This is a genomic window from Saccharicrinis sp. 156 (genome assembly GCF_050589685.1).
Taxonomy (GTDB): domain Bacteria; phylum Bacteroidota; class Bacteroidia; order Bacteroidales; family Marinilabiliaceae; genus Saccharicrinis.
Genome location: NZ_JBNGOS010000021.1, coordinates 55,085 through 70,968, shown reverse-complemented (window position 1 = coordinate 70,968; position 15,884 = coordinate 55,085). Strand labels below are relative to the sequence as shown.

Annotated in this window: 13 protein-coding genes; all 13 read left to right on the top strand. The window is 41.6% G+C overall.

The genetic code is table 11. The annotated features are described in order from the left end of the window. Nucleotides 1-38 precede the first annotated feature (38 nt). On the top strand, nucleotides 39-1,256 hold the full coding sequence (locus ACRD64_RS14250) for an ABC transporter permease (protein ID WP_430934084.1): 1,218 nt from the start codon (nucleotides 39-41) through the stop codon (nucleotides 1,254-1,256). 3 nt (nucleotides 1,257-1,259) lie between these two features. Next, nucleotides 1,260-2,477, top strand: a complete 1,218-nt coding sequence (locus tag ACRD64_RS14245) for an ABC transporter permease (protein ID WP_430934083.1) — start codon at nucleotides 1,260-1,262, stop codon at nucleotides 2,475-2,477. Nucleotides 2,478-2,493: 16 nt separating this feature from the next. Next, complete coding sequence (locus tag ACRD64_RS14240; RefSeq protein WP_430934082.1) at nucleotides 2,494-3,180, top strand: ABC transporter ATP-binding protein; 687 nt, start codon at nucleotides 2,494-2,496, stop codon at nucleotides 3,178-3,180. Further along, nucleotides 3,164-4,324, top strand: coding sequence for a hypothetical protein (locus tag ACRD64_RS14235; protein ID WP_430934081.1), 1,161 nt, complete (start codon nucleotides 3,164-3,166; stop codon nucleotides 4,322-4,324). Before ACRD64_RS14240 ends, ACRD64_RS14235 begins: the two co-directional genes overlap by 17 nt. A gap of 366 nt (nucleotides 4,325-4,690) precedes the next feature. Beyond that, nucleotides 4,691-4,924, top strand: a complete 234-nt coding sequence (locus ACRD64_RS14230; RefSeq protein ID WP_430934080.1) for a hypothetical protein — start codon at nucleotides 4,691-4,693, stop codon at nucleotides 4,922-4,924. A 443-nt stretch (nucleotides 4,925-5,367) separates the two neighbouring features. Beyond that, on the top strand, nucleotides 5,368-6,072 hold the full coding sequence (locus tag ACRD64_RS14225) for an ABC transporter ATP-binding protein (protein ID WP_430934079.1): 705 nt from the start codon (nucleotides 5,368-5,370) through the stop codon (nucleotides 6,070-6,072). After that, a complete protein-coding gene (locus tag ACRD64_RS14220) occupies nucleotides 6,065-7,288 on the top strand; it encodes an ABC transporter permease (protein WP_430934078.1) in 1,224 nt (407 codons plus the stop codon). The genes ACRD64_RS14225 and ACRD64_RS14220 overlap by 8 nt, the downstream gene beginning before the upstream one ends. A gap of 11 nt (nucleotides 7,289-7,299) precedes the next feature. After that, the gene (locus ACRD64_RS14215; RefSeq protein WP_430934077.1) at nucleotides 7,300-8,565 is read left to right on the top strand and encodes an ABC transporter permease; all 1,266 of its coding nucleotides are present in this window, start codon (nucleotides 7,300-7,302) and stop codon (nucleotides 8,563-8,565) included. A 32-nt stretch (nucleotides 8,566-8,597) separates the two neighbouring features. Beyond that, nucleotides 8,598-9,680, top strand: a complete 1,083-nt coding sequence (locus tag ACRD64_RS14210; RefSeq protein ID WP_430934076.1) for an efflux RND transporter periplasmic adaptor subunit — start codon at nucleotides 8,598-8,600, stop codon at nucleotides 9,678-9,680. A 67-nt stretch (nucleotides 9,681-9,747) separates the two neighbouring features. Beyond that, nucleotides 9,748-11,085 carry a TolC family protein gene (locus tag ACRD64_RS14205; protein WP_430934075.1) on the top strand — a complete coding sequence of 446 codons (1,338 nt, stop codon included), beginning with the start codon at nucleotides 9,748-9,750 and terminating at the stop codon, nucleotides 11,083-11,085. Between the two features lie 240 nt (nucleotides 11,086-11,325). Beyond that, the gene (locus ACRD64_RS14200; RefSeq protein WP_430934073.1) at nucleotides 11,326-12,612 is read left to right on the top strand and encodes an efflux RND transporter periplasmic adaptor subunit; all 1,287 of its coding nucleotides are present in this window, start codon (nucleotides 11,326-11,328) and stop codon (nucleotides 12,610-12,612) included. 1,001 nt (nucleotides 12,613-13,613) lie between these two features. Then, the gene (gene mnmH, locus ACRD64_RS14195) at nucleotides 13,614-14,636 is read left to right on the top strand and encodes a tRNA 2-selenouridine(34) synthase MnmH (protein ID WP_430934072.1); all 1,023 of its coding nucleotides are present in this window, start codon (nucleotides 13,614-13,616) and stop codon (nucleotides 14,634-14,636) included. Nucleotides 14,637-14,712: 76 nt separating this feature from the next. Then, the gene (gene selD, locus ACRD64_RS14190) at nucleotides 14,713-15,750 is read left to right on the top strand and encodes a selenide, water dikinase SelD (protein ID WP_430934148.1); all 1,038 of its coding nucleotides are present in this window, start codon (nucleotides 14,713-14,715) and stop codon (nucleotides 15,748-15,750) included. Nucleotides 15,751-15,884 lie beyond the last annotated feature (134 nt).

The window sequence follows — 15,884 nt, the reverse complement described above, 5'->3', positions numbered from 1 at the left end:
GTGAATAGATCAGGCTGGATAATGTAAACGATGGACTTATGAAAATTTTGGTAATGTCGTGGCGAAATTTATGGCGTAACAAAAGGCGAACTTTAATTACGGTATCATCCATTTTCTTTGGTGTTATCTTATCGTCCTTGATGAGTTCTATGCAGGAGGGGTCGTACACCAATATGATTAAAAATGTGGTGAACTTTTACGCCGGTTTTATTCAGGTTCAGAATGAGGATTACTGGGAGGATAAAAGTATTAACCATAGTTTTATCTTGGATTCGGCCTTACAGGTGCAACTCGGCCAATTCGAAGAAATTACTGGCATTATTCCCAGGCTCGAGAGCTTTGCCCTGGCTTCGTCGGGAGCCAACACTAAAGGAGCCATGGTCATGGGGATCGACCCAGAACGAGAGGCGGGAATGACCTCCGTCGATGCCAAAATAATCGAGGGAAAATATTTGAAGAATGGGGACGATGGTGTTTTGATTGGCTATGAACTGGCAGCCAAATTGAAGTTGTCGGCAGGAGATACCGTGGTTTTGTTTGGGCAAGGGTACCATGGCGTTACAGCAGCCGGAAAATTTCCTGTACGTGGCTTGTTTAAACAGTCTAATCCCAATTTGAACCGGCAGTTGGTATATATGGAAATACAAAGTGCCCAATCTTTTTATGCCGCTGAGGACATATTAACCTCTCTGATTTTGGAAGTGAAGAATAACGACATCATGAAAAAAGTGTTGCCAAAAATAAGGGAAAAAATTAATTCGCCTTATCGGGTGATGAGTTGGGAGGAGATGTTTCCAACCATTTTACAACAAATCGAAAGCGATCGATCATCGGCCTTTGTCATGAAACTGATTTTGTACATTGTGATCATGTTCGGAATTTTTGGTACCGTGATGATGATGATATCGGAGCGGAAAAAAGAGTTTGGTGTGATGATGGCCTTGGGAATGCAAAGATTTAAGTTGGCCATAACTGTTTTTATCGAAACACTTTGGATAGGCTTACTTGGAGTAGTGGCCGGTTTTTTAGGGAGTATGCCCGTTGTAGCCTATTTCTTTTACAACCCGATTCCTTTGAGCGGACAGGGTGCTGAATGGATGGCGGATCTGGGTTTTGAGCCATATATGTTTTTTGCATGGGAGCCATCGGTTTTTATGTACCAGATGTTGGCTATTATGATCATGACCTGTTTTATTTCAATATTTCCGTTTGTAAGAATTGTGAGGCTCTCGGAAATAAAAGCCCTAAAAGGATAAACCATGGTATTAAAAATTGCTTGGCGAAATATTTGGCGTAATCCTGTAAGGAGCGGGGTGGTGATAATGGCGCTTACCATTGGTATGTATGCGGGCGTGTTTTCCACTACCTTTATGAATGGTTGGATGATGCAGCGATTGCGGGCAGGTATTGAAACGGAGACTGCGCATATTCAAATTCATAAGCCGGGCTTTGAAATGGCCGAAGATGTAAATCATTATTTTGAAGATGAGGAAGTACTGCTTGATAATGTTGAAAGTATTGAAGGGGTTGCCGTTGCCTCGTCGCGAATAGTGATTTCCGGCATGGTGGCTTCAGCTCAAACTGCGCAGGGTGGCATGGTTATTGGCGTGGATAGCGAAAAAGACACCTTAGTGGTTAATGTGAGTAAGCAACTGATCGAGGGGGCTTGGTTGAAAGGAATAAAACAAAATCCCATAGTGATCGGGAAAAAACTGGCGGATAAACTTAAATTGAAAATACGTTCTAAAATTATTGTCCGGTTTCAGGATTATAATGGCGATTTCACCGGTGGAGCTTTTCGTGTAACCGGAATATACAAAACCATCAACACCGCTTTTGACGAAACGCACTTGTTTGTCAATAAAAGTGATTTGCGACGGATTAGTGTGCTGCCCCAAGGGGTTGCCCACGAAATGGTTATCCGATGTTCCGATCCTACTTTAGTGGATGCGGTTTGTTCCAAGGTTTCTGCAATTGCTGGGGGCAACAAAGTGGAAAATTGGAGAGAGATTTCTCCGGAGTTAGGTTACCTGACAGAGATGATGAGTGTATACATGTATATTTTCGTTATTATAATACTAATGGCTCTGGGCTTTGGTATTGTTAATACCATGCTTATGGTGGTGCTGGAACGGGTACATGAACTGGGTATGCTTATGGCCGTTGGCATGAAGAAAGAGAGGGTTTTTATTATGATTATGGCAGAAACGATAATGCTGTCGGGTCTGGGAGGTTTTATCGGAATCTTTCTTGGCGTTTTAACCACAAAAATTACGTCGGTTCATGGCATTAATCTTTCCATGTGGGATGAGGCTTTGTCCGAAATGGGATTTGCCAGCATTATTTATCCTGAGTATGATTTTAAAATAGTAGCGACTGTGTCAATACTGGTTATCCTTACAGGCGTTGTGGCAGCTGTGTATCCTTCCTACAAGGCACTTAAACTAAACCCTTCGCAGGCATTACAATCTGTTTAACCGAAAAAATAAGGCTATGTCTATAATATGCATTCATAATCTCACAAAAATATATAACCAAAAGCAGATTCCTGTTCATGCCATAAACGGTATCGACCTTACTTTTGAAGAGGGGGAGTTTACAGCTTTGGTGGCGCCTTCCGGTGCTGGCAAAACCACATTTTTAAATATGTTGGGAGGACTTGATTCCCCAACATCGGGCTCCATCGAAATCGGAGGGGAAAGAATGGATTTGCTGTCATCCTCGCAACGCACACTGTTTCGTTTGCACAATATCGGTTTCGTGTTTCAAGCTTACAACCTGATTCCGGTGCTGACTGCCACAGAAAATATAGAGTTTATAATGGAGTTGCAAGGCGTGCGAAAAGAGCTGAGAAGAAAAAGAAGCACCGAATTGTTGGAGGCCGTGGGAATAGCGGATAAGGCGAATGTACGGCCCAATAAAATGTCGGGCGGGCAGCAGCAAAGGGTAGCGGTGGCAAGGGCATTGGCATCAAAACCCAAGTTTATTTTGGCGGATGAGCCTACGGCCAACCTGGATTCAAAGTCAACAGAAAATTTACTGGACATCATGTTAAAAATGAACCAAAAGGAGAATGTAACCTTTATATTTGCTACGCACGACGAAAGGGTTGTGAAGAAAGCCCGCAGGGTAATAACTTTTGAGGATGGTAAAGTAATTAAAGATGATAGCAAAGCGTAAAAAGTTTGTTCTGGCCATTGTTTCCCTCGCTGCATTTATAGGTTTTGGGGATGTTTGTGGGCAGTCGCCTATTGAGGTTTCCGGGTATGTGTCCGAAATGCCTTCTTATACCTGGCAAAAAGGGTCAGAAAACCTCTGGGATAACCTCGTTCACAACCGTATTAAGTTAAACTATTCAAGGAACGACAACCTAAACATTAGGTTAGAGGTCCGAAATCGATTTTTTTTAGGCGAGACTGTACGTAATACACCATTGTACAAGTTTTATTTGAACAACGACCCGGGATGGGTGGATATGAGTTTTAACTGGGGCACCACAAATAGCTATGTGGTCAACACTGTAATTGATAGGTTGACCTATGAGCGTATATGGGGGAAATTCCAGCTGCGAATAGGAAGGCAAAGAGTGAATTGGAGTCAGAGTTTTGTTTGGAATCCCAACGATATATTTAATTCATATTCTTATTTCGATTTTGATTACCCCGAACGGCCGGGAATGGATGGTTTGCGCTTGCAATATTACACAGGTGCCTCCGAAAGACTGGAAGCGGTATTAAAAGTAGATGGAAACAAAAAAGTGACGAGTGCATTGTTGTACGGTTTTAACAGGGCAGGCTACGATTTTCAGTTGATTGTAGGGGAGGTAAACCAGGACGATTATATATTGGGGACGGGGTGGAGCGGGAATGTCATGAATGCGGGGTTTTACGGAGAGTTTTCTTTTTTATCGCCAATGGATGGCAAAAGTGATGATATTTACTTGCTTTCTGTTGGTTCAAACTACACTTTCAGGAATTCGTTGGCTTTGACCGGTGAATATTTATATTCAAGTAATCTAAACAGTACGTTCCAGGATTTTGGGAGTCTTGCTTTTTCTGCATCATCCATTAAAAAGTTAAGTGTTTCGGATCATTCTTATATGATAAGTGCAGGATATACTGTTAATCCGTTGTTAAACGTTTCTTTGGCTTTTGTCGGATTTTCGTTTCCGGTACTGGAAAGTTTTTATGTTTCCCCTACCATAGAATACTCATTAAACGAAAACCTATTCCTTTCCGGAGTATTTCAAGTTTATTCTCACAACCGGGGAATCGATAATGTATTAAATATTTCGTCATTTGTTCGCTTGAAAAAAGTATTTTAACCGTGAGACCCCTTGTTTTGAAGTAGTTTATTTGCGTAACAGGATTTCTAATGCATATTGCGGGTTTATGGCAATATACAGTTTTTCGTGGAGGAGTTGGCAATTAGATGAAGTCGAATGGAAATTTTGGGATGAAATAAAAAAAAATCTGCTGGTGCTCATGGAGGTGTCCTGAAAATATGATATATTGTAAGTAGCAGACATACTGGCATTTGTGTTCTGTCACGTTTTTGTCACGCTTGCCATTTGTATGGTCACGCATTTGTCACACTCCTGTCACGCATTTGTCACGCTTTAAATTAGGTGTAATTGAATATAACCATGTAATTTAGCTTTCGAAGATTAACCAAATATAAAATCTTTGTTATGAATTATATTAAAATAGGTATCCGTTTTTTGCTATTTGCCATCTTGTTGATTGTGGCAACGTTTATTATTGACTTTGCAATAACTAAGATTTATTCTCTGTTGTTGGAGCACTATTCCCTTCCGAAATCGGATTCTAACATCACTGTGTTATCATTTTTTATCAGCCTTGTTTTTACAGGTCTGTTGTCATTTGGAACCGGCTTTTGGCATATGTCAAAATTAACTGACTAAAAGATGTAAAAAATCCGGTATTTCAAAAGTGCTTCTTAAAAAGCCTGTCAAAGGATATCGGATTTTTATGTTTTTTTAAATGGCATGCTATAGGCCGTTAAGCTGTCTAAGACCCGGATGGCGAGCTTTCGAGTATTTTAGGTTTATTTAGTTAATAGATTGGATTTAGGCGTCTGGGAAAGTCGATGTATTAAAAACGGACAGTATTCAACTACTTTCATCTATCGTGGCAATTCAGCCCATACCTTCCTTTTTTTTGTTCGGATTCGTACAGCGATGTTTCGTAACTGTACACTTTTGCCTTCGCTACTCATTAGTGATTAAGTGATAAAAGTCACATTAACAACCCGATAACGGTTTTGGAATAAAGGTTGTAAATTAGGAGGTGCAAGAAAACGCCTCGTTTTCTTGCGACAACAGTTTATTAATTAAAAGTAAATCAGGTGGGTAAAAGTGTAATTAAAGTAAACTCGTTACATAAGTCTTACATTACCGGAGCCAATTCCCTGCATGTTCTTAAAGGAATCGATATGGATATAGCTGAGGGGGAGATGGTTTCTATTATGGGTTCATCCGGTTCGGGAAAATCAACGCTGCTAAATATTTTAGGAATCCTGGATAATTACGATAAAGGTGATTATTACCTGGATAATATCCTTATCCAAAAAATGAATGAGAAAAAAGCAGCGGAATTCAGGAATAAATACATTGGATTTGTTTTCCAGTCCTTTAATCTTATCTCGTTTAAAAATGCGATGGAAAACGTAGCCTTGCCTCTGTATTATCAAAAGGTGAGCAGGAAAAAAAGGAACGAGATTGCCATAAAATATTTGGATAGATTAGGACTGAAGGATTGGGCCTACTATATGCCAAGCGAACTTTCCGGAGGTCAAAAACAGCGGATTGCAATTGCAAGGGCCCTAATCTCACAACCTAAAGTGATTTTGGCCGATGAACCAACAGGCGCCCTGGATACGCAAACATCGTACGAAATGATGGAAATATTAAAGGAGGTCAATGATTCGGGGATTACCGTCCTGATAGTAACCCACGAGCACGACATTGCTGATATGACCCATCGTGTGATTCATTTGAAAGATGGAATAATTGAAAGTGAACAAACGCATAAAAATTTCAGCTATGCTTGATTTAAGTAATTGGCAGGAAATTATCAGCACCATGCAGAAAAACAAGTTGAGATCTTTCTTAACCGGTTTTAGTGTTTTCTGGGGGATATTTATTCTCGTAATACTTCTGGGTGCCGGCAAAGGACTCGAACGGGGGGTGATGCATAACTTTAGTGATGCGCGAAACAGTGTTTTTATGTGGGGTGGACAAACCTCGGTAGCTTTTGATGGTTTAAATGTGGGCAGAAGGATTGATCTCAAAGACGAAGATTTGGAGTTGATACAACGGTCGGTCCCCCAAATAGAGCACCTAACGGGTCGTTATGGTATGTGGAGCAGCCTGATTAATTACAAGCAAGAGTACGGAACGTTTCAGGTAATGGCTATTCTCGAAGGATACCAGCATATCGAGGCCATTAAAATGATCGAGGGCCGAAAGCTAAACCAAACAGATATTGAAAAAGCCCGAAAGGTGGCTTTGATTGGCAGGAGGGCAAAAGAACAGTTGTGCAACGATGATAGCCCTGTGGGAGAGTATATGAAAATAAAGGGTATCCCGCATAAGATAGTCGGTATTTTTGACGATGTGCACGATGGCGAAACGGAAAGGTTTTACATACCACTGACAGTGGGACAGAAAATTTTTGGGGCTAAAAAAAATGTGGGCAATATAGCGTTTACCACAGGAACCGATAATATTCAAGAAAGTGCTTCAATCATTAGCAATATCCGCAATGTGCTGGCTAAAAAACATAGGTTTAAACAAGATGACAAACGTGCCTTGGGAGATTATAATGGACTGGAGGATTATCAGCAAACCAAAGCGATTTTTACAGGTATCAGCATCTTTGTCGGCATCATCGGTATTTTTACCATCATCGCGGGAATCGTGGGGGTGAGTAATATCATGATAATCGTGGTGAAGGAGCGTACCAAGGAAATAGGGATACGGAAGGCCATTGGGGCCTCCCCCGCATCGGTAGTAAGCCTGATTTTACAGGAGTCTATAATAATAACAGCGGTGGCCGGATTTTTGGGCCTGCTGGTGGGCGTCGGAATTCTCGAACTCGTTTCGGGCCATATGCCTGCCTCCGATTTTTTCCGCAACCCCGGTGTTGATTTTGATTTGGCTATTGGAGCGGCCTTGCTCATTGTGTTGGCGGGTGCCTTGGCCGGATATATCCCTGCCCGAAGAGCCGCACGCATAAAACCGATTGTCGCTTTGCGCGATGAATAATCCTTAAAGTCATGTTTGATATTGATAAATGGCAAGAAATATTTTATACGCTCAAAAAAAACAAGCTGAGGACTGCACTGACCGGGTTTGGGGTGTTTTGGGGTATCTTTATGTTGATGATCATGATGGGTGCCGGCAAGGGACTCGAAAACGGTGTTTATGCCAATATGGGCGACTTTGCCACCAACAGCATGTTTATATGGACCCGCCCTACTTCAAAACCTTACAAAGGGTTTCCCCGAAACAGGCGTTTCTATTTTAGGTATGAAGATAAGTACGCCTTGGAAAATAAAATAGCAGGTATCGATATTGTTGCGCCCCGAATGAACGGTGGAGGGTATCAGAATGCAACTGCTATTACCCGCGGTTCGCAAGAGGGTGCGTACGAAGTGGGCGGTATCGTACCACAGGAATTTGAAATTGATCCGGTGACTTTAAAAGGCGGACGATATATCAATCAAATAGATTTGGATACCAGACGAAAAGTCGTGGTTCTGGGAAAGAAGGTCAGAGAAGATCTGTTTCAGGAGGATGAAGACCCGGTGAATCAATATGTGAAAATCGGCGAGTTGTATTTTCAGGTCATCGGCACTTTTGAGTCAAAGCATTCGGGGCGCTGGGGCGAAAACCAAAATGCTTCGGTACTGATACCTTTTTCAACTTGCCAGATTGTTTATAACTACAACAATGTCGTGGGGCATTTTTCAATAACGGCCGAGCCCGAATACGATATGGTGGAGGTGGAAAAGCATGTGAAAACGCTATTGGCAGAGCGGCACAATATCCACCCTGAAGACCATGGGGCTTTTGGTTCCAATAACGTGGGGGAAGAGTTTAAAAAAATGAAAGGCCTGTTCCTGGGGATTGACATACTGGTATGGGTTGTGGGCATCGGGACACTGCTTGCCGGAATTATCGGAATCAGTAACATCATGCTGATCATCATAAAGGAACGAACACAGGAAATTGGCATTAAGCGGGCCATAGGAGCTACGCCCTCCAATATTATATCAGCGGTAATAACCGAATCTGTTTTTTTAACCTCGGTGGCTGGAACCATTGGAATGTTTATAGGTATATCTATTATAGAGCTGGTGAGCCAAGCCATAGGTTCTTCACCGTCCGAAAGTTCCGGATTTGTAAATCCCCAGGTGGATTTTCAGGTGGCCATTTGGGCGCTCTGCATCCTGATCGCATCAGGTGTCTTGGCGGGGATCATTCCATCCCGGCGCGCTGTTTCCATCAAGCCCATCGAGGCTATTCGATCCGAAATTTAAACAAATACACGAACCAATATATACAGTAAACCATGAAACGAGTAAGAAACATTTTATTTATAGCGATATTCTCTGTCGTTTTTGTAGGAGGGTTCTATTACTTATACGATAAGTCAAGAGAGAAAGAAGTTGTTTTTGAAACAGAGTCGGCCGAATATGCCGATATCGTTAAAAAAACGGTGGCTACCGGATCTGTGGTCCCAAGGCAAGAGATTGAGATTAAACCACAGGAATCGGGTATTATTACCGAAATCTATGTGGAACCGGGGGACATCCTGAAAAAGAACGATCTGATCGCCAAGATTCAAATTATACCGGAAATGGTTCAGGTGAACAACGCCGAGTCGCAGCTGAACAAAGCGAAGATTAAATTCAGGAATGCGGAAATCGAATACCAAAGAAAGCAAGAACTGTTCGATACAGGGGTAATTGCCGAGTCGGAATACCTGGACCAACTGATGGCGTACGAAAATGCCAAGGAAGATGTGAATGCGGCCGACAACAACCTGCAATTGATAAAGGAAGGTGTCACCAAAAAAATGGGCGCGCAAACCAATACCATTATTAAGGCAACAATTGAGGGAATGGTGCTGGATGTGCCCGTTGAGGTAGGGAATTCCGTAATCAAGAGCAATACTTTTAATGATGGGACAACGGTCGCTATTCTGGCCGATATGGGTGAAATGGTATTTGAAGGAAAGGTAGATGAAACGGAAGTGGGCAAAATTAAGGAAGGTATGGATCTGGTGCTCTCAATTGGCGCTATCGAGGACGAGACTTTTGACGCGAAGCTTGAGTATATTTCACCTAAAGGGGTGGAAGATAACGGAGCGATTCAGTTTGAGATCAAAGCAGACGTAAACCTAAAAGAAGGCCAGTTTATACGGGCCGGGTATAGTGCCAATGCCGATATAGTTTTAGACAGGAGGGATAGTGTATTGGCTATCAACGAAAGACTGTTGCAATTTGAAAACGACACCGCTTATGTTGAAGTGGAAGTGGCCGAACAGCAATTTGAGAAAAAACAAATTGAAACCGGGATCTCGGATGGAATCCAGATTGAGGTGAAAGCAGGTGTGAGCAAAGATGATAAAATTAAGGTTCCAAAATCTTAACATTGAACCATTCATATATTTTGTTTATCTTATTTTCTCGAAATGTACAATTTTAAGCAAGCTAAAAATGACAAAAACATCATTACCATTACTTGTCGGACTATTTTTTTTAAGCGCAGCACCGATAAGAGCACAGGAGGCATGGACACTTGAACGGTGCATCAGTTATGCTTTTGAAAATAATATCGTTATAAAAAGACAATCGTTAAATACGGATTTTCAGCAAAACGAGTTGCGACAAAGTGCGTTAAACAGGTTGCCAAGCCTGAATGCACAGTCGTCTTACGGACACAGTTACGGTTATACCTGGGTTCAACAGGAAGCCGAAAATATCGATGTAAACAACCGTTCTTTTGGCCTGGGAATCGGTGCTTCGGTAGATGTGTTCAGTGGGCTTAATGCCAGAAATACCGTTAAACGAAATAAAATTGATCTAATGGCTTCGCTCGCTTTAAACGAAGAAATCAGAAATGATATCGCCTTGCAAATTACCGGTCAATATTTGCAAATTTTGTTTGATAAAGAGTTGCTGGCTGTTGCAGAAGAACAATACGAAGTAACAAATCAACAAGTTATAAGAACACGGAAACTGGTGGATGCAGGCAGTCAGGCTAAGGGAAGTTATTTGGAAATAAAATCTCAGGCTGCAAAGGAGGCACTGACCGTTACACAGCAACAAAATAATTTAGTACTATCCTTGTTGGATTTAGCGCAATTGCTCGATTTGGAAAATGTGGACGATTTTGACGTGATATCCCCTGTTATACCTGAAATAGAGAACTTGAAAATAGACAGACCCGCTGCGGTTTATTCTGCCGCATTGGGCATTATGCCTCAAATAAAAGGGGCTAAATATGAGTTGGAAAGTTCAGAGGTAGAGGTGGATATTGCCAAAAGTGGTTATTATCCCAGCTTGCGCTTGGTTGGGCAGTGGGGAGCTAGTGCCAACTGGTTAATGGACGATCCTAACGGAATAAACCGCTCCTTAAGCGATCAAATCAATTCCACAAAAAATACCTATGTCGGGGCGTCTTTGAATATTCCGATTTTTAACAAGCTGCAAACCCGTACGAATGTTAAAAATGCCAGAATCAGGGTGCTGGATGCCCAATATTCTTTGGGGCAGGAAAAATTGGCTTTACGAAAAGAGATACAGCAAGCCTATGCCGACGCATTGGCAGCATACAACAATTACCTTTCGAGTCGCGAAGCGGTTGAGTCGTACAAGGAGTCGTTCCGTTATACGGAGCAAAAATTCAGTGTTGGACTGGTAAACTCGGTTGATTATAATGTGGCTAAAACGGATTATACCCGTGCCCAGTCCGATCTATTGCAATCGAAATACGAGTATATTTTGCGAAATAAAATTCTTGATTTTTACAAGGGGATTCCTATCGTTTTGTAGTTGGGATAGGATTTCCTTGTTGTGTTGGGTTTAATAATGTAGCACCTGTCTGTTTTTTGAGATAGGTGCTTTTTCATAATAACGAATAGATAAAAAAATGTAACTTAGCGATATTAGAGATCACAAATCTATTATAATAACAATTACAGGTCTTTGCTCCTATGCTAAGTTCGCCAAAGGTTATGACCGTCGGAGAAAGCTTTAGCAGCACGGGGAGTGCCTAGTGTTCATACTTTGAAAATGAAAAAAAAATTACTTTATCCACTAATTATATTAATTGTAATTATTGTAGGACTTGTTATTGCCAAAGGGCAAGGTTGGATCGGTGGCGATTTTCGACACAAGGTTGAGGTGAAGAAAGCTGAAACCCGCACGCTTACAGAAATTATCACTGCCAACGGAAAGATAAAACCCGAGGTTGAGGTAAAGGTGTCTTCCGATGTGTCGGGAGAAATCCTGGAGCTGACTGTCAAAGATGGAGATGAGGTACAAAAAGGTCAGATATTGGCCAGGGTACAGCCAGATATTTATCAGCGTAACCTCGAAAAGATGCAAGCGTCCGTGCGTAGTTCGGAGGCCAACTTGTCGCAGTCGGAGGCTCAGTTTCAGCAAAAACAGCTGGCTTATAATCGTAACAAAACACTGTGGGAGCAGCAAACAATATCAGAATCGGAATACGAGCAAGTCCTGGCTGATTACAATGTAGCAAAAGCCAGTGTTGAGGCAGCAAATGCATCGTTGATTAATGCCAAAGCCTCGCTGAACGAAGCAAAAGATAACCTGACCAAAACCACTATTTATGCTCCGATGGACGGTACCGTTTCCCGGTTAAATGTTGAAAAAGGTGAGCGGGTGGTGGGAACGGCCCAGTTTGAAGGAACGGATATGATGACCATTGCCAATTTAAATAATATGGAAGTGGTGGTGGATGTGAACGAAAACGATATTATCCGTGTATCTATGATGGATACTGCAATCATTGAGGTGGACGCCTATTTGAAAACCAAGTTTAAGGGCTTGGTGACCGAAATTGCTAACTCGGCAAAAACGGAAGGGACCAGCGCCGACCAGATAACCAATTTTGAAGTTAAAGTACTTATCCTCCCAGAGTCTTACAGGGAACTGATGGAGGAAAAAGGTGAAGGATTCTATCCTTTCCGCCCGGGTATGTCGGCTACGGTGGATATTCAAACGAATACTAAGGTAGATGTTTTAACCATTCCGATACAATCAGTGACCACGCGCAAAGACACAACCGAAGTGGAGGAGCAAGAGGAGGATTTAAAGAAGGAGGAAGAAAAAATAGAGGTGGTATTTGTGGTGGCAGACGGGAAAATAGAACAGCGCAAAGTAAAACCGGGCATTCAGGATACCAAATTCATTGAAATAACAGAAGGGCTCCAAGTGGGCGAACAAGTGGTGAGCGCCCCGTATAGTGCCATCTCCAAAAAGCTAAAGCATGAGGACCTGGTAGAGGTGGTAGACAAGTTGTTCGAAGAAAAGGAAAAAAATAGTCCAGACAAATAGGATTCTTGGGACGGTGTGATCGTGTTGTTTAAGTGTTGCTATGGTGAATGTACGTGGGTGAACTAATTTTTTTGTTAAAGAATTTATTTTACTGTTCTGCCCAAAAAAAAAGTCGAGCGTTGGGCTGTTTTTTATCCTTCAGATAATAAATCTGGAGGCCGCCTTTCTTTCCACATCTTTTTTGGTATAAGGCGTCATCAATAAGTAATGGCTTCAGTCAAATGCTTGCTCGGCATATTCTATGTCATCCTCGTTCGATTTCAATTTAATACCATTCAGATAACTGAAAGGTGCATGTGCTAATGTATGGGTGCAATCAGCCTCAATTAAATATAATAATATTAAACTTTTTTGGCGGAATCGGCGTCAGTGGCCGCATTTTGTTTTTGTTGTATATGTTATTGTGCAACGTACTGAAAATGTTCTTGTTGGTTGATGGGTGTATGAAAATGTTCAGTTAAACCCGGATTATGTATTGGAGGTTCGTCATGAGCATTGCAAGTACAATAAAACAAGGCATTACTGAAACGAGGCATCACTTGTCCCGATTACTTTCGGGAGCATCGTTCTGGTGAGTTGAAGTGATGCAACGAAGTGTCTTGTTTTAAAGTAATTTCAATGTGTAACAGAATTTCTAATGCATATTGCGGGTTAAAGCCAAAGAAGTTCATGCGAATGTAATTTGCATCAGTGCAATTGGTTGGCAATCACATTGGAAAGTATTGATAAAAACAAGAGTTAAAATGTAACCCGAAGAAGGAGCTTGATTCTGGGTGGCTTTCTTACATTTTATCGAAAAATGGGATGTGATATTAATTTACAGGCGGTAGTTTTATTTTATGGAAATGCGGATTAGTTAAATGATATTGAATACTTTTTGATTGCAGAAAAAACCGTATTTTAATTGGAAAATAAGGTGATATGGAAGCGGGGTATATCGAACGGTATTCATATTTATACCGGTTTATGCATAGTTCATTTTAAAGTACTACTTTTGCAAAATGACCGAAATACTAATCGAAGAATATTTCAACATATATAATTCCTATCCAATTATCGATGTCAGATCACCCGGGGAATTTAGCAAAGGGCATATTGTTGGAGCACATAATATCCCGCTTTTTACAAATGCCGAGCGTGCGCATGTAGGAACTGTTTATAAACAGCAAGGACAGGAGATTGCCATGGATTTAGGCCTGGAGTATGTTACTCCTAAATTATCCTGGTTTGTAGAAGAATCGGCCAAATGGGCGCCAAACAAAAAAGTAGTTGTTCACTGTTGGCGGGGTGGGATGAGGAGTCATGCTTTTGCCGATCATTTAGAGGAGAATGGATTTGAAGATGTAAGGGTCATACAGAAAGGTTATAAGGCATATAGGAATTTTGTGCTCGATAGTTTTAAAAAAGAAGTTGATTTAAAAATAATAGGTGGTTATACAGGAAGCGGGAAAACGCACATTTTGACCCGTTTAAATGAGCTGGGGTGTCAGGTAATCGATCTGGAAGCGTTGGCATGCCACAAAGGCTCTGCGTTTGGTGCCATCGGGGAGAATAGTCAGCCTACAGTTGAACAGTTCGAAAATAACCTGTTTGACCTATGGAGAAAGCTGGATTTTAATCAGCCCGTGTATCTCGAAGATGAAAGTCATAATATCGGTAGGGTGAAGCTTCCAATGGACCTTTTTGTCAAAATTAGAAATGCCAAGGTTTATTTTTTAGATATCCCTAAGGAAAAAAGAGCATTGGCATTGGTTAAAGAATATGCAGGAATAGATGATGAATTATTGGAGCATGGTATTTTGACTATTGCCAAACGGCTCGGTGGACTTGTGGTTAAGGAGGCTTTGGAAGCGTTGGGAAAAAAAGACTACCTGAAGGTGGCAACATTAACGCTTAATTATTACGACAAGGCATATATGCGGGGCGTATTAAAAAGAGATAGCGATAAAATAGTTTATTTAGAGTTGGCAGATTCAGATTCTCATTTCAACGCTAAATATATTAAAAGGAAAATTGAAGGATAATATGGGATAGCATATATATTATTGTCCCATGTCCCAGTCTGTTAACAAGTAAGAAGAATCTAACGATCTGTTAATTATTATGGAAAATATTAAACTAACACAATATAGCCACGGAGCAGGATGTGGCTGCAAAATTTCGCCCAAAGTGCTTGATTCAATGTTGATAAGTAGCATAACCCCTGTTTTGGATGACAGGTTGTTGGTGGGTAATGACAGTCGCGATGATGCTGCCGTGTATGACATGGGAGACGGCACAGGCATTATAAGTACCACTGACTTTTTTATGCCCATTGTTGACCATCCGTATACTTTTGGAAAGATTGCCGCTGCCAATGCCATCAGCGATGTGTATGCCATGGGCGGAAAACCATTGATGGCGATTGCTATTTTGGGATGGCCCATCAATAAAATTCCGGCCGAAGTGGCCCGGCAGGTCCTGGACGGAGGGCGTGCAGCTTGTAAGGAAGCAGGCATTTTATTGGCGGGAGGACATAGCATTGACAGTCCTGAACCCATATTTGGTTTAGCCGTGACCGGAAAAGTGGACCTGGTAAATTTGAAACAAAACAATACCGCAACGGTAGGCTGCAAATTATATCTGACCAAACCGTTGGGTGTGGGTATACTTACCACCGCTCAAAAGAAAGGTTTGCTAAAAGATGAGCATAAAAATGTGGCACCCGACTCCATGAGCCAATTGAATAGTTTGGGACAAAGCCTGGCCGGCATACCAGGCGTTAAAGCCATGACCGATGTTACAGGGTTTGGCTTGCTGGGTCATCTTCGCGAGATGTGCGAAGGCAGTAATGTAAGCGCCCATATAAACTATGCAGAAGTCCCTCGTTTTGCAATGCTAGACGAATATTTAGCACAGGACTGTGTTCCGGGAGGCACCCATAGAAACTGGGACAGCTTTGGAGATAAAATTGAAATGAATAACCCGGAATATAAAAACCTGCTTTGCGATCCTCAAACCAGCGGAGGACTCCTGGTTGCAGTGGAACCATCGGCAATTGGGCAAGTGGAGGAATTGTTCGGGAGTAATGGAATACAGGCAAAATCTTTTGGCGAACTTAAAGAGAAAGACGATAAGTTGATAATCGTAAAATCGTAACTATGGATAATTTGACAGATATCCCGGACTGTCCCCTGGACTGATCTAATAATAAATTATTCTACTAAAAACACATTCTAGTGTAAAGAAAAACAAATGCGCAATTTATAGTTCTCGAAATAGTGCATTATTAT

Coding starts and splice junctions, on each gene's coding strand:
- ACRD64_RS14250 (WP_430934084.1), top strand. CDS start 39: ATGAAAATTTTGGTAATGTCGTGGCGAAATTTATGGCGTAACAAAAGG.
- mnmH (WP_430934072.1), top strand. CDS start 13,614: ATGACCGAAATACTAATCGAAGAATATTTCAACATATATAATTCCTAT.
- ACRD64_RS14245 (WP_430934083.1), top strand. CDS start 1,260: ATGGTATTAAAAATTGCTTGGCGAAATATTTGGCGTAATCCTGTAAGG.
- ACRD64_RS14230 (WP_430934080.1), top strand. CDS start 4,691: ATGAATTATATTAAAATAGGTATCCGTTTTTTGCTATTTGCCATCTTG.
- ACRD64_RS14215 (WP_430934077.1), top strand. CDS start 7,300: ATGTTTGATATTGATAAATGGCAAGAAATATTTTATACGCTCAAAAAA.
- ACRD64_RS14200 (WP_430934073.1), top strand. CDS start 11,326: ATGAAAAAAAAATTACTTTATCCACTAATTATATTAATTGTAATTATT.
- ACRD64_RS14205 (WP_430934075.1), top strand. CDS start 9,748: ATGACAAAAACATCATTACCATTACTTGTCGGACTATTTTTTTTAAGC.
- ACRD64_RS14235 (WP_430934081.1), top strand. CDS start 3,164: ATGATAGCAAAGCGTAAAAAGTTTGTTCTGGCCATTGTTTCCCTCGCT.
- ACRD64_RS14240 (WP_430934082.1), top strand. CDS start 2,494: ATGTCTATAATATGCATTCATAATCTCACAAAAATATATAACCAAAAG.
- ACRD64_RS14220 (WP_430934078.1), top strand. CDS start 6,065: ATGCTTGATTTAAGTAATTGGCAGGAAATTATCAGCACCATGCAGAAA.
- ACRD64_RS14210 (WP_430934076.1), top strand. CDS start 8,598: ATGAAACGAGTAAGAAACATTTTATTTATAGCGATATTCTCTGTCGTT.